Source organism: Kitasatospora sp. NPDC058162, assembly GCF_042884005.1.
Taxonomy (GTDB): domain Bacteria; phylum Actinomycetota; class Actinomycetes; order Streptomycetales; family Streptomycetaceae; genus Kitasatospora.
Genome location: NZ_JBHVUS010000041.1, coordinates 55,819 through 79,765, shown reverse-complemented (window position 1 = coordinate 79,765; position 23,947 = coordinate 55,819). Strand labels below are relative to the sequence as shown.

Annotated in this window: 22 protein-coding genes and 1 pseudogene; 9 read left to right on the top strand and 14 right to left on the bottom strand. The window is 67.2% G+C overall.

The features are described from left to right. Positions 1 to 315: 315 nt before the first annotated feature. Complete coding sequence (locus ACFVXG_RS40050; RefSeq protein ID WP_387935171.1) at positions 316 to 651, top strand: hypothetical protein; 336 nt, start codon at positions 316 to 318, stop codon at positions 649 to 651. A gap of 446 nt (positions 652 to 1,097) precedes the next feature. Further along, positions 1,098 to 1,391, top strand: coding sequence for a hypothetical protein (locus tag ACFVXG_RS40045; protein ID WP_387935169.1), 294 nt, complete (start codon positions 1,098 to 1,100; stop codon positions 1,389 to 1,391). Between the two features lie 121 nt (positions 1,392 to 1,512). Here ACFVXG_RS40045 and ACFVXG_RS40040 read toward each other — a convergent pair whose 3' ends face one another. Together ACFVXG_RS40040 and ACFVXG_RS40035 are read right to left on the bottom strand one after the other, a co-directional pair. Then, the gene (locus ACFVXG_RS40040) at positions 1,513 to 4,863 is read right to left on the bottom strand and encodes a dsDNA nuclease domain-containing protein (RefSeq protein WP_387935167.1); all 3,351 of its coding nucleotides are present in this window, start codon (positions 4,861 to 4,863) and stop codon (positions 1,513 to 1,515) included. A 495-nt stretch (positions 4,864 to 5,358) separates the two neighbouring features. Beyond that, positions 5,359 to 6,135, bottom strand: coding sequence for a GntR family transcriptional regulator (locus ACFVXG_RS40035; protein WP_387935165.1), 777 nt, complete (start codon positions 6,133 to 6,135; stop codon positions 5,359 to 5,361). Positions 6,136 to 6,388: 253 nt separating this feature from the next. Between ACFVXG_RS40035 and ACFVXG_RS40030 the strand changes: the two genes are divergently transcribed. The 6 genes from ACFVXG_RS40030 to ACFVXG_RS40005 all read left to right on the top strand — a co-directional run bounded on the left by ACFVXG_RS40030 (position 6,389) and on the right by ACFVXG_RS40005 (position 12,207). Beyond that, on the top strand, positions 6,389 to 6,742 hold the full coding sequence (locus ACFVXG_RS40030) for a hypothetical protein (protein WP_387928399.1): 354 nt from the start codon (positions 6,389 to 6,391) through the stop codon (positions 6,740 to 6,742). Next, on the top strand, positions 6,742 to 6,948 hold the full coding sequence (locus ACFVXG_RS40025; RefSeq protein ID WP_387935163.1) for a hypothetical protein: 207 nt from the start codon (positions 6,742 to 6,744) through the stop codon (positions 6,946 to 6,948). Before ACFVXG_RS40030 ends, ACFVXG_RS40025 begins: the two co-directional genes overlap by 1 nt. Continuing rightward, positions 6,945 to 8,252 carry an FtsK/SpoIIIE domain-containing protein gene (locus ACFVXG_RS40020; protein ID WP_387935161.1) on the top strand — a complete coding sequence of 436 codons (1,308 nt, stop codon included), beginning with the start codon at positions 6,945 to 6,947 and terminating at the stop codon, positions 8,250 to 8,252. Before ACFVXG_RS40025 ends, ACFVXG_RS40020 begins: the two co-directional genes overlap by 4 nt. After that, positions 8,252 to 8,443 carry a hypothetical protein gene (locus ACFVXG_RS40015; RefSeq protein ID WP_387935159.1) on the top strand — a complete coding sequence of 64 codons (192 nt, stop codon included), beginning with the start codon at positions 8,252 to 8,254 and terminating at the stop codon, positions 8,441 to 8,443. Before ACFVXG_RS40020 ends, ACFVXG_RS40015 begins: the two co-directional genes overlap by 1 nt. Positions 8,444 to 8,570: 127 nt before the next feature. Beyond that, the gene (locus ACFVXG_RS40010; RefSeq protein ID WP_387935157.1) at positions 8,571 to 10,013 is read left to right on the top strand and encodes a replication initiator; all 1,443 of its coding nucleotides are present in this window, start codon (positions 8,571 to 8,573) and stop codon (positions 10,011 to 10,013) included. A 214-nt stretch (positions 10,014 to 10,227) separates the two neighbouring features. Beyond that, positions 10,228 to 12,207 (top strand): recombinase family protein, encoded by a 1,980-nt coding sequence (locus ACFVXG_RS40005; RefSeq protein WP_387935156.1) that lies wholly within the window; start codon positions 10,228 to 10,230, stop codon positions 12,205 to 12,207. Here the strand turns inward: ACFVXG_RS40005 and ACFVXG_RS40000 are convergent. The 4 genes and pseudogenes from ACFVXG_RS40000 to ACFVXG_RS39985 form a co-directional block, all read right to left on the bottom strand. Next, a pseudogene (locus ACFVXG_RS40000) lies at positions 12,167 to 12,292 on the bottom strand (YccF domain-containing protein); the annotation flags it as partial. The gene ACFVXG_RS40005 and the pseudogene ACFVXG_RS40000 overlap by 41 nt on opposite strands. Positions 12,293 to 12,366: 74 nt before the next feature. Then, positions 12,367 to 12,990 carry a hypothetical protein gene (locus ACFVXG_RS39995; protein WP_387935155.1) on the bottom strand — a complete coding sequence of 208 codons (624 nt, stop codon included), beginning with the start codon at positions 12,988 to 12,990 and terminating at the stop codon, positions 12,367 to 12,369. Between the two features lie 143 nt (positions 12,991 to 13,133). Beyond that, entirely contained in the window at positions 13,134 to 13,742 is a 609-nt protein-coding gene (locus ACFVXG_RS39990; RefSeq protein ID WP_387935153.1) for a hypothetical protein, read from the bottom strand. 112 nt (positions 13,743 to 13,854) lie between these two features. Continuing rightward, the gene (locus ACFVXG_RS39985; RefSeq protein WP_387935151.1) at positions 13,855 to 14,937 is read right to left on the bottom strand and encodes a YncE family protein; all 1,083 of its coding nucleotides are present in this window, start codon (positions 14,935 to 14,937) and stop codon (positions 13,855 to 13,857) included. A 134-nt stretch (positions 14,938 to 15,071) separates the two neighbouring features. On the opposite strand from ACFVXG_RS39985, the gene ACFVXG_RS39980 reads away from it, so the two are divergent. Further along, positions 15,072 to 15,959: a LysR family transcriptional regulator gene (locus ACFVXG_RS39980; RefSeq protein WP_387935149.1), complete on the top strand. Its 888-nt coding sequence runs from the start codon at positions 15,072 to 15,074 to the stop codon at positions 15,957 to 15,959. Positions 15,960 to 16,037: 78 nt separating this feature from the next. Here ACFVXG_RS39980 and ACFVXG_RS39975 read toward each other — a convergent pair whose 3' ends face one another. The 8 genes from ACFVXG_RS39975 to ACFVXG_RS39940 form a co-directional block, all read right to left on the bottom strand. Continuing rightward, positions 16,038 to 17,729: an alpha/beta hydrolase gene (locus ACFVXG_RS39975; RefSeq protein WP_387935147.1), complete on the bottom strand. Its 1,692-nt coding sequence runs from the start codon at positions 17,727 to 17,729 to the stop codon at positions 16,038 to 16,040. Between the two features lie 3 nt (positions 17,730 to 17,732). After that, entirely contained in the window at positions 17,733 to 18,140 is a 408-nt protein-coding gene (locus ACFVXG_RS39970; protein ID WP_387935145.1) for a hypothetical protein, read from the bottom strand. Positions 18,141 to 18,329: 189 nt separating this feature from the next. Further along, entirely contained in the window at positions 18,330 to 18,860 is a 531-nt protein-coding gene (locus tag ACFVXG_RS39965) for a hypothetical protein (RefSeq protein WP_387935143.1), read from the bottom strand. After that, complete coding sequence (locus ACFVXG_RS39960; protein ID WP_387935141.1) at positions 18,860 to 20,560, bottom strand: alpha/beta hydrolase; 1,701 nt, start codon at positions 20,558 to 20,560, stop codon at positions 18,860 to 18,862. The genes ACFVXG_RS39965 and ACFVXG_RS39960 overlap by 1 nt, the downstream gene beginning before the upstream one ends. A gap of 2 nt (positions 20,561 to 20,562) precedes the next feature. Continuing rightward, positions 20,563 to 20,970 (bottom strand): hypothetical protein, encoded by a 408-nt coding sequence (locus ACFVXG_RS39955; RefSeq protein ID WP_387935139.1) that lies wholly within the window; start codon positions 20,968 to 20,970, stop codon positions 20,563 to 20,565. A 166-nt stretch (positions 20,971 to 21,136) separates the two neighbouring features. Next, on the bottom strand, positions 21,137 to 21,637 hold the full coding sequence (locus tag ACFVXG_RS39950; RefSeq protein WP_387935138.1) for a hypothetical protein: 501 nt from the start codon (positions 21,635 to 21,637) through the stop codon (positions 21,137 to 21,139). Positions 21,638 to 21,709: 72 nt separating this feature from the next. Beyond that, complete coding sequence (locus tag ACFVXG_RS39945; protein WP_387935136.1) at positions 21,710 to 22,246, bottom strand: hypothetical protein; 537 nt, start codon at positions 22,244 to 22,246, stop codon at positions 21,710 to 21,712. Then, the gene (locus ACFVXG_RS39940; RefSeq protein ID WP_387935134.1) at positions 22,243 to 23,946 is read right to left on the bottom strand and encodes an alpha/beta hydrolase; all 1,704 of its coding nucleotides are present in this window, start codon (positions 23,944 to 23,946) and stop codon (positions 22,243 to 22,245) included. Before ACFVXG_RS39940 ends, ACFVXG_RS39945 begins: the two co-directional genes overlap by 4 nt. Between the last annotated feature and the right edge of the window lies 1 nt (position 23,947).

Here is a 23,947-nt window from a genome sequence, read left to right as displayed (position 1 = left end):
GCGAGAAGCCGGTGATCCGGCGGTCCGCTGGCCTGGACGCCGAGTCGGGGCGGGGGCTGTGCCTGGTGGAAGCCCTGTCCGTGGAGTGGGGCTTCATGCCTCGCCCGGAACGTATCGGGAAGATCGTTTGGGCGCTGGTGGGCCCGGGAGGCGGTGCGTCGTGAACAAGAGGGCGCCCGGGTCGACGGAGACCCGGTGCTTCTACTGCGGTGCGGGGCTGCTGAAGGCGGTGACTCGAACCATCGCGGTGAACGGCCGAACGGTTCGTGTCCACGCGTGGCACCCGCGTCGCCCGGGGGAGGTGTCGGGGAAGTGATGCCGATTCGAGAGCACGACGGACTGGGGACGAACCTGGCTGCAGCGGCTGGCACCCCGTACCCCTTCCCGGTGATCGTGGAGGTCCGGGGTGTGACCGCGCCCGCGCGCTTCAGCAAGCTGCCGGATGCCATGGCTGCGGTCCTGAAGACGCTGGGCGCGCTCCCGCTCAGCCCGGACCAGCAGGGGTACTTCGCCGAGCTGTTCGGCCCGTCGAAGGCGCAGGCGATCGGGCACCGGCTGGCGACGCACGGGGAGGTGCGGGCCCTGGCCTTCCTCGACCTGACCCCGACCGTGGTCCGCCTGTACGCCGCCGACCCCGAGGCGCCCCAGTGATCCGGCGCCTGCGGGCCTGGCGTGCCCGAGCCGTGACCTGGTGGCTGCTGGACGGCCAGTTCTCCTGGCCGGTGAGGGTCGTCTCGCCGGGGCGTCGAGCCGCGCACCGTGACGTGATGGCGTGGTGCGACGAGCCGGGTTTCGCCGATGGCCAGCGATCGGAGCTGATGCGGCGAATCTGCGGCGAGGACGGTGGAGTTGGTGACCCGTTGCTCGGCCTCGACGAGGGAGAGCTGTCTCGCCGGAGCTTTGGCTGCGAGGGGTCGACGTGGGAGCGCACCTGACCTGATCAGGGACAACTGAAGACGTGCCGGACCACCCCGAGACCTTGGCGGGAACAGGGGTGGTCCGGTGGGTCGGAACCCGGTGCCGATGGTATCGGGCTCCTCGGCATGTCTGTGCACGGATGGCCGGTTCGGTTCTTGACCAGGGGAGTTGAAGAACAGTTGGACAAGGAGGACGACTTCGGTGCGGAGTTGGCGGGGAGCCTCGACCCAGACTCGTGGGTGTGGCTGCCAGGCGTGGACTATGCCGCCGGCTGGCGGGTCGCAAGACGGACAGCCGATGAGGTGAACTCCCTGTTGGCAGCGTGCGGCGTGGAGCGGTCGAAGATGCGTGCGATCGCTGACACGAACGCCCAAGGCGGAGCGTTGGTCCGTTTAGAGGGCGTGCTGGAGGGATGGGTGAACCTGAAGGAGCTGCTCTGCCTGGCAGCTAAGGTTCGTGTCGAGCCGAACTGAGCGTGTTGGTACCGACATCTTGCCTGCACTCGCTGCTCACTCTCCAATGCAGTCGGCCGTTGGCCACGGAGGAGGTAACTTCGTCGCCACGCTGTCATGGACTGCCTAGCGGCCATGGAGATCAGTCCTGCGAAGGCTTCAGAGCTTTTAGTGATTCTTTGGCTCTCTTGGTGTCGGGGTGGTGGGGGCCGACAGAGTTCTCATATATAGAGACAGATTCTTCGAGGCGCGCCTTCGCTGTCGAGACTTCACCGCATGAGGCTTCGATGTTTGCGAGATTTTCAAGACATCTAGCCGTCCTTGAATTAGCCCCCCCGAAAGCTTCCATTGAAATATCTAGAGCCAGTATCAGCCACTTCGCGGCGGCTGCCGGCCGCTCAAGAAACATTAGCGAGGTCGCAAGATTATTGAGATCCACAATAAGTTCTGGATGGCGATCCCCGTAGACCATCTTGTCGATATCAATAGCACGCTTACAGGCCTTGACGGAGTTAGCATAGAGTCCAAGAGAGTTATAAACTGTCGCCAGGTTGACCAGGGTAACTGCAACGTCACGGTGGCTCGACCCGACGAGCTTTTCCTGCTCTCGGAGGACCTGTTCCATAGCCACCTTCGCTTCCTGATGGGAGCCAGTTGCTTCCAGTGCCCTGGCCAGGTTCATCTTAACGGTGAGTGATCTCATCGTTTGGAACTCTTCAAGGCTTTCGTGCATCTCGGCGGACCGAGCAAATGCCTCATGAGCCTCCTTGAAGAGGCCGAGCTCAAACAGTGCTAGGCCAGCATTATTGTAGTCTCGTGCAGTATTTGCGTGGGTGCCATGCGAGATGTTCCGGTCGTATTCCAGTGCCGTCATTGATGCTTCCAGGGCTGCCTCGTAATCCCCAACCTCTAGGTATGACAATGAGAGGTTGCAGTGCAAGGTGGAAAGAGTTCCATCCGACACTTCGTCACCGAAGTCTTCGATGCAACCTAGAAGCTCCAAGATGGCGAGCTTTGCATCCCCCAGTTCTCTTGCGAGGTTGGCGCGGTTGGAGCGAATCGCGAGAACGCTATGGGGATCAGATTTGATGGAACTGCTTGCAAAGAAGGTTTCGCACGACTCTAGAGCAGCCAGGGAACTTTTCAGATCACCCTTAAGGTGGTAGAGGGACGCCAACCTGCTATTGATAATTGCTAGCGAGGATCCATCGGCTTCTGAAATCTTTGCAAGATTTAGAGTCTCATTGGCCAGATCAAGCGCTTCGTCCAGCTTGTCGGAACCCGCCATGGCCTCTATTGCGACCCCGCGGGCATAGAGGGCAGACTCAATATCTGAGGAATCCAGGAGATTTACATTCCCAAGCGATTCCTGTGCATATCGAAGGCTGCCACTGCGTACGCCCACAGAATTCAAGTATTCCGCGATCGAGCTGCAGAATAGAACTCGATTGAGTTCCATGCATCCTGAGCCGGCCAGGTGATCGATAAGTGACTCAAAGTGGGGCAGGACATGCGAATAGTGAGACCAATAGTCCGAATGAGTTGGGGTCAGATGTGTGACCTTGTAGAGCATGTATGTGGCGGCGTGGAGTGCCGCCTCTGTTTCCTCCTCGGAGGACTGCCTGACCAATGCCTGTATCAGGCTATGGCATTTCAATCCAGAACTTCCCACATCCAGCAGAGAGAACCTTCTGAGTGCAAAGATGGCATCGTGCAAATGGAGAGGATCAGCAAACGCTTCTCGGACGTCCATGCTCGCCGCCGATTCATGCTCGCGCTCGGCCGCGCGCGCAAGGCTTTGCCTGTAAACGGTCGGGATCCCGTTTTCCACCTCATCCTTGGTTCTAACGCTGGGAACTTTCCAACTGAATAGCTCCTTGGGGAACGGCTGATCCGCGAGGTGTGAGAACACTTGGAGAAGTTTGAAAGCGTGCGGGTGATGCTCTTTGAGGTTGAGAGCCGTGACATCCCAGGCGGCAGCAACTCCCGCGTGCTCCACCGGAGATGCCCTGCCCATGAGTTCCCTGGCGCGGTTTCGCAGGATTGAACTATAGGTGGCCGCATCGATTCCGGTAACGCCCATGTAGCCTGCAGCCTGCAGTAGAGCCAGTGGGTGCCCTCCGAGAGAAGCACAGAGCGCTTTGAGGTCGCCATCCTCAGATTTTGGCAGGGAAGATTTCAGTAGCTGAATTGAGTCACTAACAGCCAGCGGGCGAAGGTCGACAACGGGCAGATAATTAGCCCAAGTCTGATCAGTGCTGGAAAGCAGGAGGCGCGAGTTTCCTGCCCTGGACGCAAACTCGATAAGCTCGGGTGTTGCCATGGCGCCATCAATAATGAGGAGGCCATGAGCTCGTGACACTATCTCGATGACTGCATTAACAGGAGCCTGAGATGACGGCGAATCGGAAGATACTCCGAGCTCTGAGCCGAGTTCCGTAAGGCCGGAAGCGACTGATGTCCAGGAATCGCCGACAAGCCACCAGGAGAAGTCAAAGTCCTCAGACATGGCAGTGGCGAATTGTCGAAGAAGTTCAGTCTTGCCAATCCCGCTCATGCCAACAACTGCGACAGCTGGGCAACTTGAATCACAAGTAGAGAGTGACGCTGTTATCGACTCTATGTCGTTATCGCGCCCGAAGAATCTCGCCCTTGGTCGCCTTGCTTCGAGGTTTGAGACCTTTCGAATCTTGGACTGGCTCGGAGTTTCCGATATCGCCCTTAGCACGACCTCTCTAGTAATTGTCCGGCGGCGAATCCTGGCGGAAATAAGGCGAGGTGATTGCAGGCCGTCGATATTTGATAGCGATGGTCCATCTGCGTAATCGCGGGAATCGAAGTCGCGAGATGCCGAGGCGACGAGATTGACAAGAGAATCCCACGCCTTACCCAGATCGAGGCCACGCTCTCTGAAATCTGGAATTATATTTGGCGCGAGGTTTATGATCGAGTCGGCTCGCATCGTTGTACGGTCGGGTATGCCAACTTCCAGGTCGAGTGAGAATAGGAACTCCCGAGCCTCATCTTCAGAGCAGGAGAGCCGCTGTGCTGCCTCGGTCGAAAAATTGGTGAGGGCCTCTTCATCTCGATTGGCGCATGCGGAGGCCAGTTTAGCTGCATTGTCTTTCCCGCCCTTCATCACTCCATTGGTGGCGAGGCGGCAGCGACTTCCTGTAGGACTTTCTCTCCAGCGGTCAAAAAGTTTCCGAAGGCCCCCTTTTCCCCAGAGGTCGGAAAGCGGCCAAGGGCCTGCGCTGAGCTCTCGATGCTTGACTGATATTAGATGGAGGATTCCATTATTGAATTCTATGGAGAAATCTGTATGCCACTCGCAAATTACTGCCTTGATTGACGTGTTGGAGACCATTGCGAGGCAGTGCCTTGCCGCACACTGGTACTGAAAGAAGTACCGCGAAGCCGTTTCAGCCCCTGAATCCTCCGGCGGCGGCGTATTGAGGAACGCCTCAATCGGCGAGATCTGATGATCACTCAATCTGTCTCCAGGTAGCCGCGAACCTTGGCAAGGGTTACCACCATGGTCCCCTGCTGGCCGTTGTCCGTGCAACACTCACGCTATGAAGCCATCGTCCGGGCGGTGGAGCGGTTTTGGCCGGTGTCCTGCCTGGGGTGGGGTCGGGCATGATCGGGGGGCCGTAAGCTGCTGCGGCTCGGTCAGGGCTTTTGGGCCTGACCGCAGTTTGGCCGAGTGGCCCCCCGGCCTTGCTCGACGCGGGTCCCGGTCCGGGGAGGTGGGTAAAACCGCGGAGCCGCCCGGCCCCAGCCACGACGGGTACTGACCTCGGCGCTCCCTGGGCCGCACGTTGCGGTGGGCGCGGCCGGCCGCCGCCGGCGCGGGGCGGAGACAGGAGCGGCGGCGAGCGGCAGGGCCGCGCGCTGGCGCGTTGTGCGCGCCCTTGAGTAAGTGGAGAAGAGTTGCGACAGCCCCTGCGCCCGGTGTGGACGTGGGGGCTGCATCGTGTTTGGACGGTTAGCGGGAGGCCTTGGTGCGCTTGGGCTTGTGGGCGTCGATGGCGTAGGTGAGGGCGGTGGTTTCGGCGCCGAGACGGGTCTCCTCCAGGATGAGCGGGAGGCCGGTGGCCTGGTCGCAGGTGATGCGGTGGGCGATCAGGAGGACGGCGGCTTCGGAGAGTTGGAGGGCTTCGCGCTCGTCGGGCTGGGGGACCCGGGCACTGACCCGCTCGTACCAGGTGAGGTGGTGGCTGGCGGTGGCGAGCATCGCGTAGGCCTCGGCCGGGGTGGCGGCGGGCTGTTGGGCGAGTGGGGTGGCCTCGATGCGTTCCATGGGGAGCAGGAGGCGGTGGAGGGCGCGGCTGGCGCCTGTGGGGTCGGTGAGCAGGCGGTCGCAGCCGAGCATCAGCTCGTCCTGGTCCATCTCCAGCAGCGGCGCGGTGATGGCGTCGGTGCGGGTCCGGTAGACCGTGGGCTCCTCGGCGTGGTCGAACCAGGCGTCGATGGGCGTTGAGAAGATGTCGCCCTGGGCGGCGATGGTCCGATCCAGACTGGCGCTCGGGCCGTGGATGGCGGCGCGGACGAAGGTGCCGCGGCCTTGCTTCACGTCCAGCAGGCCTTCACTGCGGAGGGCGGCGACGGCGAGCCTGACGGTCGGGCGGGAGACGCCGTAGGTCTCGGCGAGATCGGTTTCGGTGGGCAGCTGAGTGCCGGGGGGCCACTCGCCGGTGGCGATGGACTGTCGCATCGCCGCCGCCACCTGCTTGTGCAGTGCCTCGTTCCGAATGATCGCCATGGTGTTGACCCCTTGGTGCGGACGCCGGGGGACGGGCCCGCTTCGCGTGTGTCGTGTCGTTTTCGAGGGTTCGTGTGTGGCCGTTTGCCCTGGTCGGGCGGCATCTCTAGGTCTGTCATCAGCCGCTATCCGTTAAACGTAAGCATGAATTGCTTGCGTCGGGGCGTCAAGGAGGAGCATCATCGAAGCGCAAAGATAAGTACGTTTGACGACTGACGTCATGCGACCCCTGGTGTCGGAGGAGTGTGCGCTCATGCAGTCCATTCCCGTGGACGGAACTCGGCTCGGCACGATGACCTGCATCGTTGCCCCCGAAGTTCGGATCGCGAACCGCGAAACCGGGGAGGTGAGGAAGGACCGGGAGGGGCAGACGGTCTACACGGTCGGCGTCGCGGTCCGGCAGGACGGCCGGCGGGCCTCGATCATTGAGATCAGCGTGTCGGGCGAACCGGTCGGCGTGGTGGAGGGCGTGCGGGTGCACGTCACGGGCCTGACCGCTTTCTCCTGGGCGATGGGGGACCGGCACGGCCTGTCCTTCCGGGCTGACGCCATCACCCCGGTTCCGGTCGGCGCCCCGGCGGCCTCGCGCAAGGGCGGCGACGCCTGATGAGCGGCGCGACCCGCGTGAAGCTGCGGGGACTGCTCCGGGAGCTCGGGGACCTGGCCGAAGAGGTCGACCCGTTCGGGCGGGACGACGAGGGGGTCCAGCTCTTCGACCACATCGCCATCGTCGCCACGAAGGCCGCAGGTCGAGCCCGTGACCTGGAGGCCGAAGCCCACAACACGGCGATGGAGAACGGGGGACGGCCGTGATCGTCCTCCAACTGCTGCGGGTGGTGATGCTGGCGACGGTGCTGATCGCGCTCAGCATGGCCCCGGTGCTGCGGCGCAGCTACCCCTATCTCTGGTGGTACCTGCTCGGCTGCCCGACGACCGCCATCCGCGTTCGGGTGACGTGGCGGCGCCTGACCACGAACCTCGGCCTCGCCGTGGCCAAGCGTCCGGGGCGGGCCCGGGTCGGGGACCTGATGGTCCGCGGGGATCCTCTGCGGCCGACGCCGCCTCGGTTGGGCGTGGCGAAGTACCGGCGTGGCGGCGTCGACGTGCGGGTGCGGCCTCACCCCGGGCAGGTGCCCGAGCACTTTGCCGAAGCCCTGGACGCGTTCACCCATGCCTGGCGGGTGCACGCGGTGCGGCTGGTCTCGGACGAGCGGGGGTTCGTCACTCTCTCGGCGCTCGCCTGGGACCCGCTGACCATGCCCGTGATGCCGTATCGGTTGAAGCAGCGGCTGTTGCGGGCGGTGGTCGGGCTGCTGGAGGACGGCCGGGCCTGGACGATCGACCTGCGGCGGGCGCCGCACTGGCTGATCGTCGGTGCGACCCGCTCCGGGAAGTCCACCCTCATCGCCGCGCTGGTGAAGGAACTCGCCCCGCAGCGCGTCGCCCTGTTCGGCATCGACCTCAAGGGCGGCATGGAACTGTCCCTCTTCGAGGACCGGCTGTCGGCCCTGGCGGCGACCCGGGCGGAAGCCGCCCACTTGCTCGCGGAGTTGGTCGCGGAGACCGAAGCTCGGATGCAGCTGTGCCGTTCAGTCGGAGCCCGTTCCGTCTGGGACCTGCCGGCGAAGCTCCGCAAGATGCCCGTCGTTGTCATCGTGGACGAGGTCGCGGAGCTGTACCTGGTCGCGACCAGGGACGACAAGGCGGAGGTGGGGGAGATCTCCACCAACCTGCTCCGGCTTGCCCAGCTCGGCGCCGCGCTGGGCGTCCACCTGGTGGTCGCCGGGCAACGGGTCGGCTCGGACCTCGGACCCGGGGTGACCGCCCTGCGGGCGCAGTTGGCCGGCCGGGTCTGCCACCGGGTGAACGACGCCGGGACGGCGGAGATGGCGCTCGGCGATCTCGACAAGGATGCCCTGGCCGCTGCTCAGCAGATCACCGCAGCTGAGCAGGGCGTCGCCATCACGGTCGGCGCCGACGGCCGGTGGATCCGCGCCCGTTCCGTCCACGTCACCCCCGACCAGGCCCGTCGAGCGGCGAGGAAGTACGCCCGGCTGGCACCGTCCTGGCCCGGCCTCCACACGGCGGACGAGCCGAACGAAGGGGTCTACGTCTGATGGGCGCTGCTCTCATCCTGGCCGCCGTCCTGGCCCTCGTCACCTACCTTCTGGTCCGCTCCGGCGAACTCAAGCTCTGGCACGTCCTCCTCGTCGGCGTCCTCGGGATCTACCTCGACCGCATTGGCTGGGCCGACCCCGTCGTCTACGCCGTGACCTGGCTCGTCCAAGGCCTTACCCACACCACCTGAGAAGCGTGATCACCGTGCCAACCCGACCAGCCACCCAGCCCGCCCACCCCACCGCCATCCCCGGCCGCGCCAGCGCATGCCTGGCCCGGCCGGGGCCCGGCGAACCCTGGCCCTGGAGGCACCCGCCATGACCGCCAGCACCAACCCGTACACCGACCCCACCGCACGCCGCGCCTTCCTCGCCCGGGGGGCGCGGCTTCGCCAACTGCCGCCGACAGAGCGTGATTTCGTCCGTCTCGGCGAGATGCCGGACCTGAGTCGCTGGCTGGAGCAGATCCGCGCCACCGGTGGTTGTGCCGAACCGGTCTACCTCGCCGGGCACACCGTCACGGTCGACCCCGATACCGGTGAGGTCCTGCGCCGCTACTCGACCGCTACCGAACCCGGTGGCCGGCTCGCCGTCCGCTGCCGCAACCGCCGGGCCTCCCGCTGCGCGCCCTGTTCCCGGGAACACAGTGGCGACACCTTCCATCTCGTCCGCTCCGGCCTGGTCGGCGGCAAGGGCGTCCCGGAGGCGGTCAGGACGCACCCGCGGCTGTTCGTCACCTTGACCGCGCCCTCGTTCGGGCCGGTCCACCGTGCGGGCGACTGCCATTCGGCTCGGCGCCGACGGTGCGAGCACGGCGGGCGGCACGGCTGCGGCCGTACCCACGTGGACGGTGACCCGGTCGTCGGGCAGCCGCTCTGCGCGGACTGCTACGACTACCCCGGCCACATCCTCTGGAACGCCATGGCCCCGGCCCTGTGGAAGGCCTTCCGCGACAACCTGTACCACCACCTCGCGGCCCAGGCGGGAGTCGGGCGGTCGGAGGTGCGCAAGCTGCTTCGGGTCTCCGCGGCCAAGGTCGCCGAGTACCAGAAGCGCGGGGCCGTCCACTTCCACGCCGTCGTCAGACTCGACGGACCGGACGGTCCCTCGGCTCCGCCTCCGCCCTGGGCATCAGCGGAACTCCTCCTGGAGGCCGTCCGCTCAGCGGCCGCTGCCGTGGCGCTTCCGTGCCCTGACTCGGTGGCCTACGGCGGGGGACGGCTCAGTTTCGGCACTCAGCTGGACGTGCACCCGCTTATCAATGGGGCTGGCGGGCGCATCTCGGACGACGCCGTGGCTGCTTACGTCGCCAAGTACACGAGCAAGAGCGTGGAGGCCGCCGGCGCTGTCGACCGCCGCATCGAATCTCTGGCGGAGATACAGGCCCTGCGTGTCAGCCAGCACGTTCGTGCGCTCATCACCACCGCTTGGCGCCTCGGCGGTCTGCCCGAACTCCAGCACCTGCGCTTACGCGCCTGGGCCCACATGCTCGGCTACCGAGGCCACTGCCTCACCAAGACCCGCGTCTACTCCACCACGTACGGACGACTCCGAGCAGATCGTGCGGATCACGTTCGGACCAGCACTCAGAATCTCGTGGGGAGTTGGGAAGGGGAAGTCGCAGTGGAGTCGACGTGGCGGTTCGTGGGTTGTGGCCATTCGCCTGGCGAAGCGCTCATCGCCGCCGGGATTGCTGAGGACCTCAGCATCAACCGAGATGTCGTGCGCGCGTTGCTCCCTCCTGCGGACGGTGTGCGGTGACGGCAGTGAAGGTCGTTTGGAAGCCTGACAAAGAGCTGACGTCGGCCGAGCGAACTCGCCTGCTGCGTCTGCTCTTCGGGCTTCGTCCCTCGAACGATGGACAGTGTCCGAAAGACCCGACCGTCCATCAGAAATAGCGTCACAATCTCCTACATGGAGCACCCCGGCGACGGCGGCAACCGTCCCGGGGCTTGGCCGACTTACAGGAGTCGACATGGGTCATTCAACCATGGGGGAGCGCGCCGCGATCAGCGTCGTCGCTGCTCATACCTCGCCGGTTCGCGTCCTGCGGGCCGTGGACTATCTCAGGGTGAGCACCGAGGAACAGAGGCTCGGGTACGGCATCGCGAGCCAGGCGAGGAAGAACAGCCGACACATCGAGGCCAAGGGGTGGGCGCACGTCGACACCTTCAAGGACGAGGGTGTCTCGGGCTCGAAGGAGATGGGCGAGAGGCCGGACTTCGACCGGCTGATGGCGGCGGCCGAGCGACGAGAGTTCGACGTGGTCGTCGTGGAGAAGGGCGACCGGATCGGCCGGGTGGGTCGGGCGTTCTGGCGTTGGGTGTGGGCGCTGGAGGACATCGGCATCTTCGTCGCCATCACCAACCGGAACATCGACAACACCACGCCTGAGGGCCGCGCGCAGATGCGGCGTGAGGCCGACTACGCGGAGACCGAGTGGGAGAACATCCGGTCGCGGACGCAGGGCGGTCTCCAGGAGAAGGCCCAGGAGGACGGGGCGCCGCACATCGGCGGACCGGCGCCGTTCGGCTACAGGGTTGAAGGGAAGGGCCTCAAGGGCTCCTACCTGGTCATCGACTGGTACGAAGCGAAGATCATCAACCTGGTCCATGACCTCATTGTCGATCTGGGGCTGAACATCAGGCAGGCGGCCATCTGGCTCAACGCGGCTGGCTATACCTGCCGTTCGGGGAAGCCCTGGTCAGCGGCGAACCTCAGGGATCGGGTCCTGTCGAGGGCGGTGCTCGACGCGGAGCTGGTCTTCCGTGGCGATCACGCGATGAAGGATGCCGACGGACTCCCGATCTGGGGTGAGGCCGTGATCATCAAGCTTCCCCGGATCCTTACAGTGGACGAGGCTGCGGATCTCCGGCGGATGGCCTCCGCCCGGAGGCCGGACAACTTGCGAGGCCGATCCGCCTACCCGCTGTCCGGGCGCTTGATCGCATTGTGCTCGGCTCCCTACACCGGCTTCAGCCGGGAGTCCATGCCGGGCGGTCGTCGGCAGTATCGATGCTCCGGGAAGTCGGAGAAGGTGCCTGGACAGGCGGTTTGCGACTGCTCGCACATTGATGCCGAAGCGGTTGAACAGCGTGTGTGGACCGAAGTGGTAAGCCTGCTCGCCGATTCCGCGAGGTTGGAGGAGCTCGCGGCGGAGTGGGTCGGCATGGCATCGGGTGACCAGTCGGCGCACACGAATCGGATCGCCGAACTCGACAGGCAAATCGTTGAGATGAAAGCGGCTATTGCGTCGGTGCTTGTTGCGACGGCCAAGCAGGGGCAATCACCTGACGTCATTCAGGCTGCCACGAGGGCTCTCAACGAAGAGCTGCAACAGCTTGAACAGATGCGTGCCGAGGCGGCAGCCTGGCTGTCGGAGGTCGAAGCGGCCGACCGCCGGGCCCGCGACCTGGTGGCGCTCGCCAACATGGCACAGCACCAACTGGTGAAGATGGGGCCGGCGGAGCAGGACGAGATTCTGGGCCTTCTTGATGTGAAGGTCACCGTCGAGGGGCCGGTGCCTCTTCGCCGCGGTGGCGCTCGGTGCACCATTCAAGACTGGTACCGCGCGGCTGGCTTGGGGGTTCCGGCGGCCGATCTATCGGACGAGCACTGGGAGTTGGTGCGCCACCTGCTTCCCAAGGGCTATCGCGACCGCGTCCGCCGCTCCGTCGACGCCATCTTCGCGAAGGCTCGGACGGGCCGCTCCTGGCCACACCTTCGCGAGGAGTACGGGTCAACGAGTACCGCGTCGAAGTACTTCACCGAGTGGGCTGCGGACGGCACTTGGGCCGCGCTGAACTCCGCACTTGCGACGGCGGAAAGAGTGCCGCTCCCAACCCTCGACCTCACGCCGCCAATGCGAATCGAAGGTCGCGTCGATCCCCGCGTGATCCTGATCCCCGGTGAACGATCCCGAACGGGATGGTCACGATCAGCACGCAGCAGATGATTCCGGCGACCACGTACCCGATGGCCATCCAGATGCCGCAGAAGAGCAGCCAGATGACGTTGAGGACGAAATTGATGGGCTTCATGCGCGTTACCCTCTCACGCTCGACGGACTGACTGCCACGACCTGCCATGCCCTCTGGCGTGCGGGTTCACTCCCTTAGGGGGTGTTCTTGGGGGATGACTCGGGGGTGGGGAAGGTGGGGAACTGGGTGGCCCGGGCGTCCACGAAGTGGCAGTCGCCGGAGGTGGGGCAGAGGTTCACCGAGGGGTCCTCGCCGTGGGTGGGGCTGAGGAGGCGGAACTCGGCGAAGGTCACCCATCTGCCGCCGCCGAGGTCGACGGCGCGGGCGACGGGCGGGGCGGCGACGTGGTCGGTGTCCTCGGTGACCCTGACGCTGTCCTGCCGGCCGGGGAAGGCGGTGAAGATGTACTGCTCCGGCCCCGGCACCCCGTTGGCGTACAGGCGCGAGGCCTTGGTCAGGTCGTCGATCGGGCCGGTCTGCATGCCGGTCCAAGGGTCGCCGATGTGCACCGCGCAGTAGTCGACGTCGTCGAGCAGCCAGAGGGCCATCGCCCGGTCGCGGCCGTTGTCGTCGAGGACGATCAGGGTGGACAGGGTCGGGGCAGGGCACTCCTTGAACCGGTTGGGGAACTGGTCCACGGTGTAGAGGATCCACCGGGCGGACGGCGGCGCCGGTTCGGGCAGCACCACTCTGTGGCGCGGCGGCCCGTCGTCGTCGCCGAAGACTCCGCAGGCCGTCACCGAGGCCAGGACGGCCATCGAACACACCATTCCCGCAAGGCGTTTCATCGCGTACCCCCCGTAGCGCTCCGATGCGTCCAGGGTCGGGCCGGGCGGGGTCGGCCGACAAGGCACCGGAGGGTCACGGAACCGTCCCGGTCCGGAACGGAGGTGACGGTGCGTCAGTGGGCTTCGCGGCAGGGGCGGGTGGGGGTGCAGAGGGAGAGGGTGAGGGGCCGGCCGGTCGCGGGGATGCGGTAGTGGTAGGCGGCGAAGGTGACGAGGTGGCCGGCGCCGAGGTCGACGGTGCGGCGGCGGACGGGGCTGACCAGGTGGTCGGGGTCGCCGGAGACCGTGATGTCGTGGACCTGGCCGCGGTAGGCGGTGAAGGCGTAGGAGTCCACGCCCGCCGTGGTGTCGGCGGGCATGGGGGTGCGGGGGATGAGGTCCTCGATGGCGGCGAACCAGATGGTGGTGGGGGACTCGCCCCGGTGGTTGATGACGGCGTAGCAGACGTCGAGGTTGTCCACCAGCCAGAACGCCACCGCCCGGTCCTGGCCATCGCTGTCGAGGACGGCCAGGGTCGACAGGGTCGGCTTCGGGCACTGGGGCGGGGTGTTGAGCGTGGCGACGAGGTCCACGATCCACTGGGCGGACGGCGGGGCGGGTTCGGGGAGCGGCACCGGGTGGCGGTAGGTGCTGGGGTCGAGGGCCGGCTCGCAGGCGGTGGCCGCGGCCAGCGCCGTCGTCAGCGCCACCGCTGAGCAGAGCACCCCGAGGCTGCGTCTCATCGTCTCCCCTCCCTCTCGGTACGACGGGTGGGCCCCAGGATGCGCCCCGCTGCGGGCGGCGGCAAGGCTCCGGGCGCGGTGGAAGGGCTCCGCACCCGGAGCCGGGTGGTGTCTAGGCCGGGCGGGGCAGGTAGGCCAGGCCGTGGGCGCCGGGTTCGGCGAGCTTGGGGACGGTGAGGCGGGTGACCGGGGTCAGGGCGTCGAGGTCGATGACGTCGACGGTCGAGGAGACGACGGAGGCGACGTAGCCGAACCGGCCGTCTGGGGAGGAGGTGATGGTCAGCGGGAACTGCCCGACCTCGACGGAGCCGAGCTGCCGGCGGGTGGCCGCGGAGAAGACGGTGAGGCGGCCGGGGGCCTGGCGGCCGAGCGGGCTGCCCGGGTCCGCGGTGGCGTGGATCTCGCCGGCCAGGAGGCGTCCGCTGCTGGTCAGGTGGACGGGCAGGACGGCGGAGCCGGTGGGGAGGACGTCCACCACGGAGGCCGTGCGGGTGTCGAGCACGCGGACGCCGGGGGCGGCGTCGGGCTTCCCGGCGAAGCCCAGGTAGGGCCCGCCGACGTACACCCGGGCGCCGTCGGCGGAGACGGCCAGGCCCTCGCTGCCGGGGACGGCCACCTTGGCGGTCAGCGTGCCGCGGTCGAGGTCGACTACGGAGACGTACGGCGCCTCCTTGTTGGTGGCGTAGCCGGTGCGGCCGTCCGGGGAGATGGCGAACCAGTGCGGGCCCGGGGCGTCGGTGTCGATCCGGCCGAGCGGGCGGCGGGTCGCGGTGTCGATGACCACCACGCCGCCCGGGCGGTCCGCCGAGGCCTCGACGCTGACGTAGAGCCGGCCGCGGACCGGGTCCAGCGCCAGGCCGTGCGGGCCGTGTTCGGGGGCGAGGTCGATCACCTCGACGATCTCGCGGGTGTCGGCGTCGATCACGGTCACCTCGGTGCGGTGGCCGTCGTGGGCGTTGTAGTAGCCGGCCCGGTAGGCGCTGGTGCACCAGAGCAGGCGCTGCGCGGGGTCGAAGCACAGCTCGTGCGGCTGGGCCGTGACCTCGACGGTGTCGAGCAGGGCGTCGGTGGCGGCGTCGAAGAAGGAGACGGTCGGGCCGCTCTGGCTGACGACGGCGAGGACGTCGCCGGCGAGGTGGGCGCGGAGGTCGCGGGAGTCGCGGGAGTCGCGGGGGTCGCGGGGGTTGTTCGGCACGGGTGACTCCTGGGTGCGGGAGGCCTGGTGATTCTCGGACGGTTCCACTGTCCGCGCCCCGGGGTCGTCGAACCATGCAAGGATCGGCACGGGATTGTTGCCTCGTACGCAAAGATGCAGCTCAGGAGCCGTGGATGGACCTCAACCTGCTGCGGGCGCTGGACGCCCTGCTCCAGGAGAGCAGCGTGACCCGGGCCGCCGAGCGGCTCGGCACCTCACCGGCGGCGGTGAGCCGGATGCTGGCCCGGCTGCGCCGCGCGGTCGGCGATCCGCTGCTGGTGCGGGCCGGGCAGGGGCTGGTGCCGACCCCGCGGGCGCTCGAACTGCGGGAGGAGGTGGCGGAGTTGCTGCGGGGCTGCGACAACGTGTTGCGGCCCGGGGCGGGTTTCGACCCGGTGCACCTGGAGCGGACCTTCACCGTGCAGTCCACCGACGCGGTGCTGGTCCGGGTGGCCGGCCGGCTGACCGGGCGGATCCGCGCCGAGGCCCCGGGCGTGGACGTGGTGTTCCTCCCGGAGTCGCTGGAGGGCGGACCGGGCCTGCGCCAGGGCCAGGTGGACGTCGAGGTCGGCGTGTTGGGGCAGTTGGACCCGGAGATCCGTACCCGGCCGCTGGTCACCGCGCCGGTGGTCGGCGTGGCGCGGGCGGGCCACCCGCTGTTCGAGGGGCGGATCACCGTCCGGCGGTTCGCCGCCGCCGACCACATCGGCGTCTCGCGGCGCGGCAAGCGGCTCGGGCCGATCGACACCGCGCTGGCCGAACGCGGCCTGCGCCGCCGGGTCGCGGTGGTGGTGCCCAGCCACACCGCCGCGATGCTGCTGGCCCGGGACACCGACCTGGTGACGCTCGGGGCCGCGGACTGGCTGCCGGAGACCTTCCAGGCGCTGGGCCTGCGCGGCTTCCCGATCCCGCTCGAACTCCCGCCGCTGGAGCTGGGGATGGCCTGGCATCCGCGCAACTCGGTTGATCCTGCGCACCGTTGGTTCCGTGCGCACCTGGCGGCGGCGGTGCGGCAGGAGTAGCGGCAGGGGTGGCGGCCGGGGCCGCACCCGGCGAGCGGGTGCGGCCCCAATTTGCTTGCTCTGAGCGCCGGATGGCCGCTACTTGCCCGCGATGACCTGCCCCATCGCCGCCAGCGTCGGCGAGCCGTTGTTCCAGTAGTCGGAGTGCCCCGCGTTGGGGTCGACGGGCATGACGTTCGCGCCGAACTGGGGAGTCGTGGTCTGGCGACCGTGGATCAGGTGGTGGTCGCCGTCGCCGAAGCCGAAGTCGGACTTGAAGTTGTCCCAGGCGTTGTCCGCCAGCCCGCCCGGGTCGACGGCGCCGGCCATGCCGATCATGTCGGCCGGGCTCTGCGCCGCGTACACGTGGGACGGGTCGATGCGGAGGTCCTGGGCGGTGTCGACGCCGGCGCCGGGACTGGCGATGAGGACGACGTTGTCGACCGGAAGCCCGTGGTCCTTCATGGTGTAGCCGATCGTCGTGGTGCCGTAACTGTGCCCGAGGATCGTGTTGTTGGCGATGTTCCCGTTGTGGGTGGCGTGCAGCCCGTTCTCGAAGCTGACCAGGTTGTTCTCCGCGCTCTTCGCGTACGAGTCGTCCGCGGCCTCGGGGACGATGTTCTGCGGGGCGTCGTAGCCGATCCAGGTGATGGACGAGGTGGTCTTACCGGTGCCGGCGGCGTTGGCCGCGGCGACCATCGCGTCCGAGCGGCTGATGTCGCCGTCGACCTTGCCGAGCCGGGCGCCGGTGCCGGGGACGTACGTCGACACGTTGTCGGCGGTGTCCGGGTTGTTGATCGCGACGATGGCGTGGCCCTTGCCGTTGGTGTCGAAGCCCATCAGGTACGCGGGCGGGTGGGCGGAGTCGACCTGGGTGCCCAGCCGGCCCTCGATGGCGTTGATGCCGTTCATCTTCTCGGTGAGGTCGTCGTGCTTCTTCCGCCACTCGTCCAGCTTGCCGTCCTGGATCGGTATGCCGTTCATGTCGGCGCCCGTCGGGATGTCGAGCGGCTCGGGGCCGAGCGCGTCGAGCTGGTGCTGGATGTCCGTCTTGGCCCGGGCGAGGTTGATCCGGTTGGCCTGGTCCCGGCCGGTGGCGGGGATGCCGTCGAGGTTGCCGATCTGGTCCGGGTGGTTGAGGATCATCCGGTGCTGCTGCTCGTCGGTGAGGCTGTTCCACCAGGCCTGCACGCTGTTCGGGTCGGTGCCCTTGTCGGGGACCTGTTCCAGCGCGTTCGCGGCGGCCGTGTCGTTGGTCGCGACGGTGGAGTCGAGGCCGGTGCCGTTGGTCGCGTTGGTGGTCAGGTGGGCGAGCCGGCTGCTGATCGTCCGGTCCGCGTGGTCGGCCTCGGTGAGGGCGGCGCTGATCCGGTCCCGGATGTCCTTGGCGTGTACCGGGGCGCCGTGCCCGGCGAAGGTCAGCGAGTTGGGGTTGTTGTCCCAGGTGATGCCGCCGTCGGGGGCGACGGTGAGCCCCTGGGCCTTGGCGTCGTCGAGGGCGCTGATCAGGTGCGCCTGGGCGGCGGCGAAGCCCTCGGAGGCGTCGTGCAGGGCCCGGCTGATCAGCCCGATCTCCTGCTGGGCGGCCACGAGTTCGTCGTGCAGGGACTTGATCCGGGTCTGGGCGTGACCGCCGGCCGTCCCGGTCCACTGGGAGTTGTTGAGCCGGTCGACGACGTCGTGCTGCCAGTTCTCCACGTGCTGGCCGAAGGCGGTGGAGAGGGTGTCGAAGGCCGTCTTGGCGATGGCGAGGTTGCAGAAGTCGGCGTCGTGGAGCGTCTTGATGTCCATCGGCTACTCCGCCGCCCTCGCGCTGCGCGGCTTCACCGGGCCGGTGGCGACGGTGGTGCCGAAGGGGTCGGGCTCGTTGGTGGTCGGGACCGGTATGTCCGGGTGGATCATGTTGTTGTGGATGTCCTGCTCGACCTGGCGGTAGTAGGCCGCGGAGGTGCCCAACTTGGTACCGAGGTCGCCCATGTCGCCGCCGAGCTTGTCCAGCAGGGTCTTCCAACTGCTGCCGCAGGTGGTCAACGCGGCGGCGGTGAGCCAGCCCTGCATGGTGCCGGCGGCCTGGCTGCACGGGTCGGTGATCTTCGTGGTCTCGCCGGGTATGAGACCGCCGATGTGTTGCGCGCTCTGTCCGCAGCCGTCCAACTCGGACGGTTTGACCTTGAATGCCAGGCCTGCGTCGGGTTCTGCCATTGCGTCGTTCCCCCGTCAGTTCCGGACCGGTTGCTGGGCCGGTCCGAGCGGTAACTGACGACGCATGCTAGCGGATCGTCAAGTACGGACAAGTGGTTTGACCAGGGCGTATGCGAAGGGGCCGCACCTCGGCAAAGGTGCGGCCCCGAACGGGAGTTGGGGTACTTGGGTTGCGTAGGGCTGGTCGGGCTACTTGGGCGGCGGAGTGCCGTCGGGCCAGACGCAGGGCGAGCTGACCTGGAGGGTGAGGTCGTGACTGGAGTCGGAGGTTCCGTTGAGGATCGCGAGGAACCCGTCCTGCGGGTTCTTCATCCGGACCCAGTCGGGATGGGACCCGGCGGCGTCCGGGACCGCCTGGAAGCCCTGCCCGGTCAGGTAGGTGCGGTAGTCGGTCACCGTCTTGGCCTTGACATCTGACGATACGTCACCGAAGTCGTAGCCCCGGCTGCTCTGCCTCCGGCCGTGCGGGCCGATGTCGTTGGCGTCGCACTCCAGATCGCTGTACGCGGGCGGCAACGAGGTTGCCTGGACCGGAAGTCGGGCCTGGATGGCGGCGAGGTAGCCGTCGATCCGGGTCTTGGCCTGGTCCAGGGTGATCGTGGGCTTCGCGCGCTCCTGGAGGGTGTTCGCCCCGCAGGCGCTCAGGGTCAGCGCGGTGACCGCCAGCACGGCCGCGGCGGTCACCCGCCCGAGCGGGGAGGTGGGTGCTGCGGCTCTCATCAGGCCCCCTTCCCGGCCATGATCTTCCCCATCGAGACCAGGGTGGGCGAATCGGCGTTCCAGTAGTCGGAGTGCCCCGCGTTGGGGTCGGTGGGCAGCACGGTCGCGCCGAACTGGGGGGCGGTGGTCTGCCGGCCGTACATCAGGTGGTGGTCGCCGTCGCCGAAGCCGAAGTCGGTCTTGATGTTGTCCCAGATGTTGTCCCCGACGCCGCCGGGGTCGGTGGCGGCGGCCCAGCCGATCGCGTCGGCCGGGCTCTGCGCCGCGTACACGTGGGACGGGTCGATGCGCAGGTCCTTGGCGGTCTCCACGCCGGCGCCCGGGCTGGCGATGAGCACGGCGTTGTCGACCGGGAGGCCGTGGTCGCGCATGGCGTACCCCACGGTCGTGGTGCCGTAACTGTGCGCCAGGATCGTGTTGTTGCCGATCTTCCCGTCGTGGGTGGCGTGCAGCCCGTTCTCGAAACTGACCAGCTTGTCCTCGGCGTTCTTGGCGTAGGTGTCGTCCGCGGCCTCCGGGATGATGCTCTGCGGCGCGTCGTAGCCGACCCAGGTGATCGACGAGGTGGTGCTCTTGTCGCCCGCCTGCCGGTTGGCGTTGTCCGCCGAGGCGACCATGACGTCCGAGCGGTTGATGTCGCTGCCGATGCTGCCCAGCCGGGCGCCGGTGCCGGGGACGTACGTCGACACGTTGTTCGCGGTGTCGGGGTTGTTGACCGCGACGATGGCGTGGCCGTGCCCGTTGGTGTCGAAGCCCAGCAGGAAGGTCGGCGGGTGGGTGGCGTCGACCTTGGTGTTCAGCCGGGCCTCGATCGCGTTGATGCCGCCCATCTTGTCGGTGAGGTCGTCGTGCTTCTGCTGCCACTCCGTGTAGGCGGGGTTGGGGCGGATGAACCGTCCGCTGCCCAGGGTCGCCGCCGGCGCGGGGCCGAGGCCGTCCAGCTGGCGCTGGATGTCCTGCTTGCCGCGCGCCAGATTGATCAGGTTGGCCTGGTTGCGGTCGACGGCGGGGATGCCGTCGAGGTTGCCGAGCTGGTCCGGGTGGTTGAGGATCATCCGCTGCTGTTGCTCGTCGGTGAGACCGTTCCACCAGGCCTTGACGCTGTTCGGGTCGGTGCCGGCGGCGGGGATCTGGCTGAGCGCGTCCGCGGCGCTCTGGTCGGCCTTCGCGGTGGCCGAGTCCAGGCCGGTGCCGTTGCTCGCGTTGGTGGCCAGGTGGCCGAGCCGGGCGTTGATGGTCTGGTCGGCGTGGTCGGCCTCGTTCAGCGCGGCGGTGATCCGGGCCTGGATCTGCTGGGCCTGCGTCGCGGCGTCGTTCCCGGCGAAGTTGGGGGAGTTGGGGTCCTTCTCCCAGGTGATCCCACCGTCGGCGGCGACCGTCAGCTTGTGGGTCTTGGCGTCGTCCAGGGCGTTGATCAGGTGCGACTGGGCGGCGGCGAAGCCGTCGTAGGCGTCCTGCAACGCACGGCTGACCAGGGCGAGTTCCTGCTTCGCGGCCTGGAGCTCGTTCTGCAGGAACTGGATCCGGGTGTTGGCGTGGCCGGCGGCCGTCCCGGTCCACTCGGAGTGGTTCAGCCGGTCGACGACCTCGTGCTGCCAGTTCTCGATGTGCTGGCCGAAGGCGGTGGCCAGGGTGTCGAAGGCGTTCTTCGCGGTGGTGATGCCGATGACGTCGGCGCCCTGGAGGGTCTTGATGTCCATCGCTACTCGGCCGCCTTCGCACTGCGGGGCTTGACCGGGCCGGTGGTGACGGTGGTGTCGAACGGGTCCGGCTCCGGCCCGTTCGAGACGGGCGCGTTCGGGTTCCGCATGCTGTTGTGGGCGTTCTGCTCGGCCTGCCGGTAGTACGTGGCCGAGGTGCCGAGCTTGGTGCCGACGTCGCCCATGTCGCCGCCGAGCTTGTCGAGCAGGGTCTTCCAGTTGGTGCTGCAGCTGGTTATCGCGCCGGCGGTGAGGAACCCCTTCAGGCCTCCGGCCGCCTGGCTGCACGGATCGTTCAACTTCGCGGTCTCGCCCGGTATCAGGCCGCCGATGTGCTGTGCGCTCTGACCACAGCCGTCCAGTTCGCCCGGCTTGACCTTGAACTCCAAGCCCGCGTCTTGTGCTGCCATGCTTCGTTCCCCCGTCAGTTCCGGACCGGTTGCTGGGGCGGTCCGGGATGATCGAAACTGGGGACGCATGCTAGCCGATCATTGATACAGACCAGCACGAAGGCGGACCAGCCGGACGCGAAGGGGCCGCACCCCGGGAAGGTGCGGCCCCGAACGGGAGTTGGGCTCAGGCGGGCGGCGTGCCGTCGGGCCAGACGCAGGGGGAGACGAACCCGATGGTCAGGGTGGTGGTCCAGTCGCCGCCGTCGTCGATGGAGGCTTTGAAGCCGTCCTTCGGGTTCTTGAGGAAGACGGCGTCACGGTGGCTGCTGGTGACCTCGAATCCGGCCTTGACGAGGTGGTCGCGGAATGCGTCGAAGGTCGCCGCGTGGCGGTCGGCCGGGATGCCGCGGAGGTAGCGTGACGTCACCGCCATGACCCGGCCGTCCTCTTCCGACGGCGCGTCGTTCTTGAAACACATGCCGTCGTCGTCCCGGTCGGAGAGCGCCGTCACCGGCTGCGGGAGGGCGGCGAAGACGTCGGCGAAGTACACCTCGGTCTTCTGTCTCGCCTGGGCCCGAGTGATGGTCGGTTCGTCGGAGCCGTGGCTGCACGCCGCCAGCGTGCACAGCAGTGCGATGGCCGCGGTGGCCCGCTTGATGAGAGGGACGTGCTCGGCGGTGTTCATGGGATCGGCCTTCCGGCGATGGCGCGCAGGGCCGCACCTGGGGAAGGTGCGGCCCTGAACGGGATTATCGGGTCAGGCTGGCGGCGGAGTGCCGTTGGGCCAGAGGCAGGGGGAGATGACATCCAGTTGGAACGTGCGGCTCGCGTCGGTGGCGCCGCCCAGGATGGCGACGAAGTTGTCCTTGGGGTTCTTCATCTTCACCCAGCCGAGACGGGCGTCGGGCTCCACCAGTTGGAAACCCCGTCCGGTGAGGTAGCTGCGGAAGGCGTCTGCAGCTTCCGTCCTTCCGGACAGCGGGAGGCTCTCGAATGTGGCGGACCGCCAGGTCTGCTTCCGGCCGTGCGGTCCGGAGTTGTTGGCGTCGCACTCAAGGTCGCTGAACGAGGTCGGATTCGACGTGGGTTTGATCGACAGGTTGGCCAGGATGTCGCCCTGGTAGCCGTCGATCAGCTTCTTCGCCTGGTCGACCGTCATGGTGGGCTTCGACTGCTCCTGCGAAGTCATCGCACTGCAGGCGTTCAGCGTCAGCGCTGTGATCGCGACGGCTGCTGCCGTGACGACCTTGCCGGGCCATGACCGGGCTGGGCCGATGTGGATGGCGTTTCTCATGAGATCGGCTTTCCGGCGATGGCCTTTCCCATGGCTATCAGGGAGGCGGAGCCGTTTTCCCAGTAGCCGGAGTGATCCGTTCCCGGGCTGGTGGGGATGATCTGCGCACCGAACTGTGGAACGCTCGGGTCGCGCCCGAAGGCCACGTGGTGGTCGGGTTCGTCGATGAATCCGAAGCTTCCTCCGGCATTGTTGATGAGGTTGCTCGCAAAGTTGTCGGCATCCTCCGGGGGTGCGAACTTGATGCTGTCGATGTCGCCTTGCGCCGCGAAGACGTGGGACGGGTCGACTCCCAGATCTCGGGCGTGCTCGACGCCGACGCCAGGGCTGGCGATCAGGACGACGTTGTCGACGGGCAAACCCTTGTCGCGCAATGTGTAGCCCACGGTCGTGGTGCCGTAGCTGTGGCCGAGGATGGTGTTGTTCGAAGGCTTTCCCTCGTGCGTGGCACGGAGACCGGTCTCGAAGCTGTGCAGGTCGTTCTCGGCAGCCTTCGCGAAGATGTCGAAGGCCGCGTCAGGGACGATCGACTGCGGTGCGGCATAGCCGACCCAGGTGATCGACGATGTGGTTTTTGAGTTCCCCGTGGCCTGGTTGGCGGAGGCGACCATCAGGTCGGACCGTTCGATGTCGCTGTGGAGACTGCCGCCGAGGCGGGCCCCAGTACCGGGAACGTAGGTCGAGACGTTGTCGGCGGTGTCGGGGTTGTTGACCGCGACGATGGCGTGGCCCTTGCCCTTGGTGTCGAAGCCGAGCAGGAAGGCGGGCGGGTGGTCGGCGTCGACCGGAGTGTTCAGCCGATCTTCGATGGTCTCGATGCCGTGCATCTTGTCCTCGAGGTCGTCGTGCTTTTGCTTCCAGTCGTCATAGTCGGGATTCTTGATCGGCTGACCGTTATAGGTCGCCAGGTTGTGCACCGGCTCGGGGCCGAGGGCATCGAGCTGACGCTGGATGCGCTCCTTGCCGCGCTGGAGGTTGATCAGGTTGGCCTGGTGCCGGGCGGTGGCCGGGATGCCGTCGAGGGCACCGACCTTGTCGTGTTCGGTCTGGATCATGTGCTGCTGCTGGGCGTCGGTGAGGCCGTTCCACCAGGCCTTGACGCTGTTGGGGTCGGTGCCGGCGGCGGGGACCTGGTTGAGGGCGTCGGTGGCGGTCTGGTCGGCCTTGGCGGTGGCGGAGTCGAGGCCGGTGCCGTTGGTGGCGTTGGTGGCGAGGTGGCCGAGCCGGGCGTTGATGGTCTGGTCGGTGTGGTCGGCCTCGGTGAGAGCAGCAGTGATGCGCTTGCCGATCTCCTTGGCGGTGGCCTCGGCCTTGTCCCCGGCGTAGTTGGGGGAGTTGGGGTCCTTGTCCCAGGTGATGCCGCCGTCGGGAGCGACGGTCATCTTGTTCTTCTTGGCGTCGTCCAGCGCGCTGATCAGGTGGGACTGCGCCGCCGCGATGCCCTCGGCGGCGTCGGTGAGTGCCTTGCTGATGAGGCCGAGTTCCTGCTTCGCGGCCTGGAGTTCGTTGCCCAGGAACTGGATCCGGGTGTTGGCGTGCCCGGCGGCCGTCCCGGTCCACTCGGAGTGGCCGAGGCGGTCGACGACGTCGTGCTGCCAGTTCTCGATGTGCTGGCCGAAGGCGCTGTAGAGGGTGTCGTAGGCGTTCTTCGCGACCGTGATGTTGTTGATGTTGGCGTCGTAGAGGGTCTTGATGTCCATC

What these genes read in the sequence shown, in the direction of transcription:
- ACFVXG_RS40050 (WP_387935171.1), top strand. Translation starts at nt 316, where the DNA reads ATGCCGATTCGAGAGCACGACGGACTGGGGACGAACCTGGCTGCAGCG.
- ACFVXG_RS40035 (WP_387935165.1), bottom strand. Translation starts at nt 6,135, where the DNA reads ATGGCGATCATTCGGAACGAGGCACTGCACAAGCAGGTGGCGGCGGCG.
- ACFVXG_RS40030 (WP_387928399.1), top strand. Translation starts at nt 6,389, where the DNA reads ATGCAGTCCATTCCCGTGGACGGAACTCGGCTCGGCACGATGACCTGC.
- ACFVXG_RS40025 (WP_387935163.1), top strand. Translation starts at nt 6,742, where the DNA reads ATGAGCGGCGCGACCCGCGTGAAGCTGCGGGGACTGCTCCGGGAGCTC.
- ACFVXG_RS40015 (WP_387935159.1), top strand. Translation starts at nt 8,252, where the DNA reads ATGGGCGCTGCTCTCATCCTGGCCGCCGTCCTGGCCCTCGTCACCTAC.
- ACFVXG_RS40010 (WP_387935157.1), top strand. Translation starts at nt 8,571, where the DNA reads ATGACCGCCAGCACCAACCCGTACACCGACCCCACCGCACGCCGCGCC.
- ACFVXG_RS40005 (WP_387935156.1), top strand. Translation starts at nt 10,228, where the DNA reads ATGGGTCATTCAACCATGGGGGAGCGCGCCGCGATCAGCGTCGTCGCT.
- ACFVXG_RS39995 (WP_387935155.1), bottom strand. Translation starts at nt 12,990, where the DNA reads ATGGCCGTCCTGGCCTCGGTGACGGCCTGCGGAGTCTTCGGCGACGAC.
- ACFVXG_RS39990 (WP_387935153.1), bottom strand. Translation starts at nt 13,742, where the DNA reads ATGAGACGCAGCCTCGGGGTGCTCTGCTCAGCGGTGGCGCTGACGACG.
- ACFVXG_RS39980 (WP_387935149.1), top strand. Translation starts at nt 15,072, where the DNA reads ATGGACCTCAACCTGCTGCGGGCGCTGGACGCCCTGCTCCAGGAGAGC.
- ACFVXG_RS39975 (WP_387935147.1), bottom strand. Translation starts at nt 17,729, where the DNA reads ATGGACATCAAGACGCTCCACGACGCCGACTTCTGCAACCTCGCCATC.
- ACFVXG_RS39970 (WP_387935145.1), bottom strand. Translation starts at nt 18,140, where the DNA reads ATGGCAGAACCCGACGCAGGCCTGGCATTCAAGGTCAAACCGTCCGAG.
- ACFVXG_RS39965 (WP_387935143.1), bottom strand. Translation starts at nt 18,860, where the DNA reads ATGAGAGCCGCAGCACCCACCTCCCCGCTCGGGCGGGTGACCGCCGCG.
- ACFVXG_RS39960 (WP_387935141.1), bottom strand. Translation starts at nt 20,560, where the DNA reads ATGGACATCAAGACCCTCCAGGGCGCCGACGTCATCGGCATCACCACC.
- ACFVXG_RS39955 (WP_387935139.1), bottom strand. Translation starts at nt 20,970, where the DNA reads ATGGCAGCACAAGACGCGGGCTTGGAGTTCAAGGTCAAGCCGGGCGAA.
- ACFVXG_RS39950 (WP_387935138.1), bottom strand. Translation starts at nt 21,637, where the DNA reads ATGAACACCGCCGAGCACGTCCCTCTCATCAAGCGGGCCACCGCGGCC.
- ACFVXG_RS39945 (WP_387935136.1), bottom strand. Translation starts at nt 22,246, where the DNA reads ATGAGAAACGCCATCCACATCGGCCCAGCCCGGTCATGGCCCGGCAAG.
- ACFVXG_RS39940 (WP_387935134.1), bottom strand. Translation starts at nt 23,946, where the DNA reads ATGGACATCAAGACCCTCTACGACGCCAACATCAACAACATCACGGTC.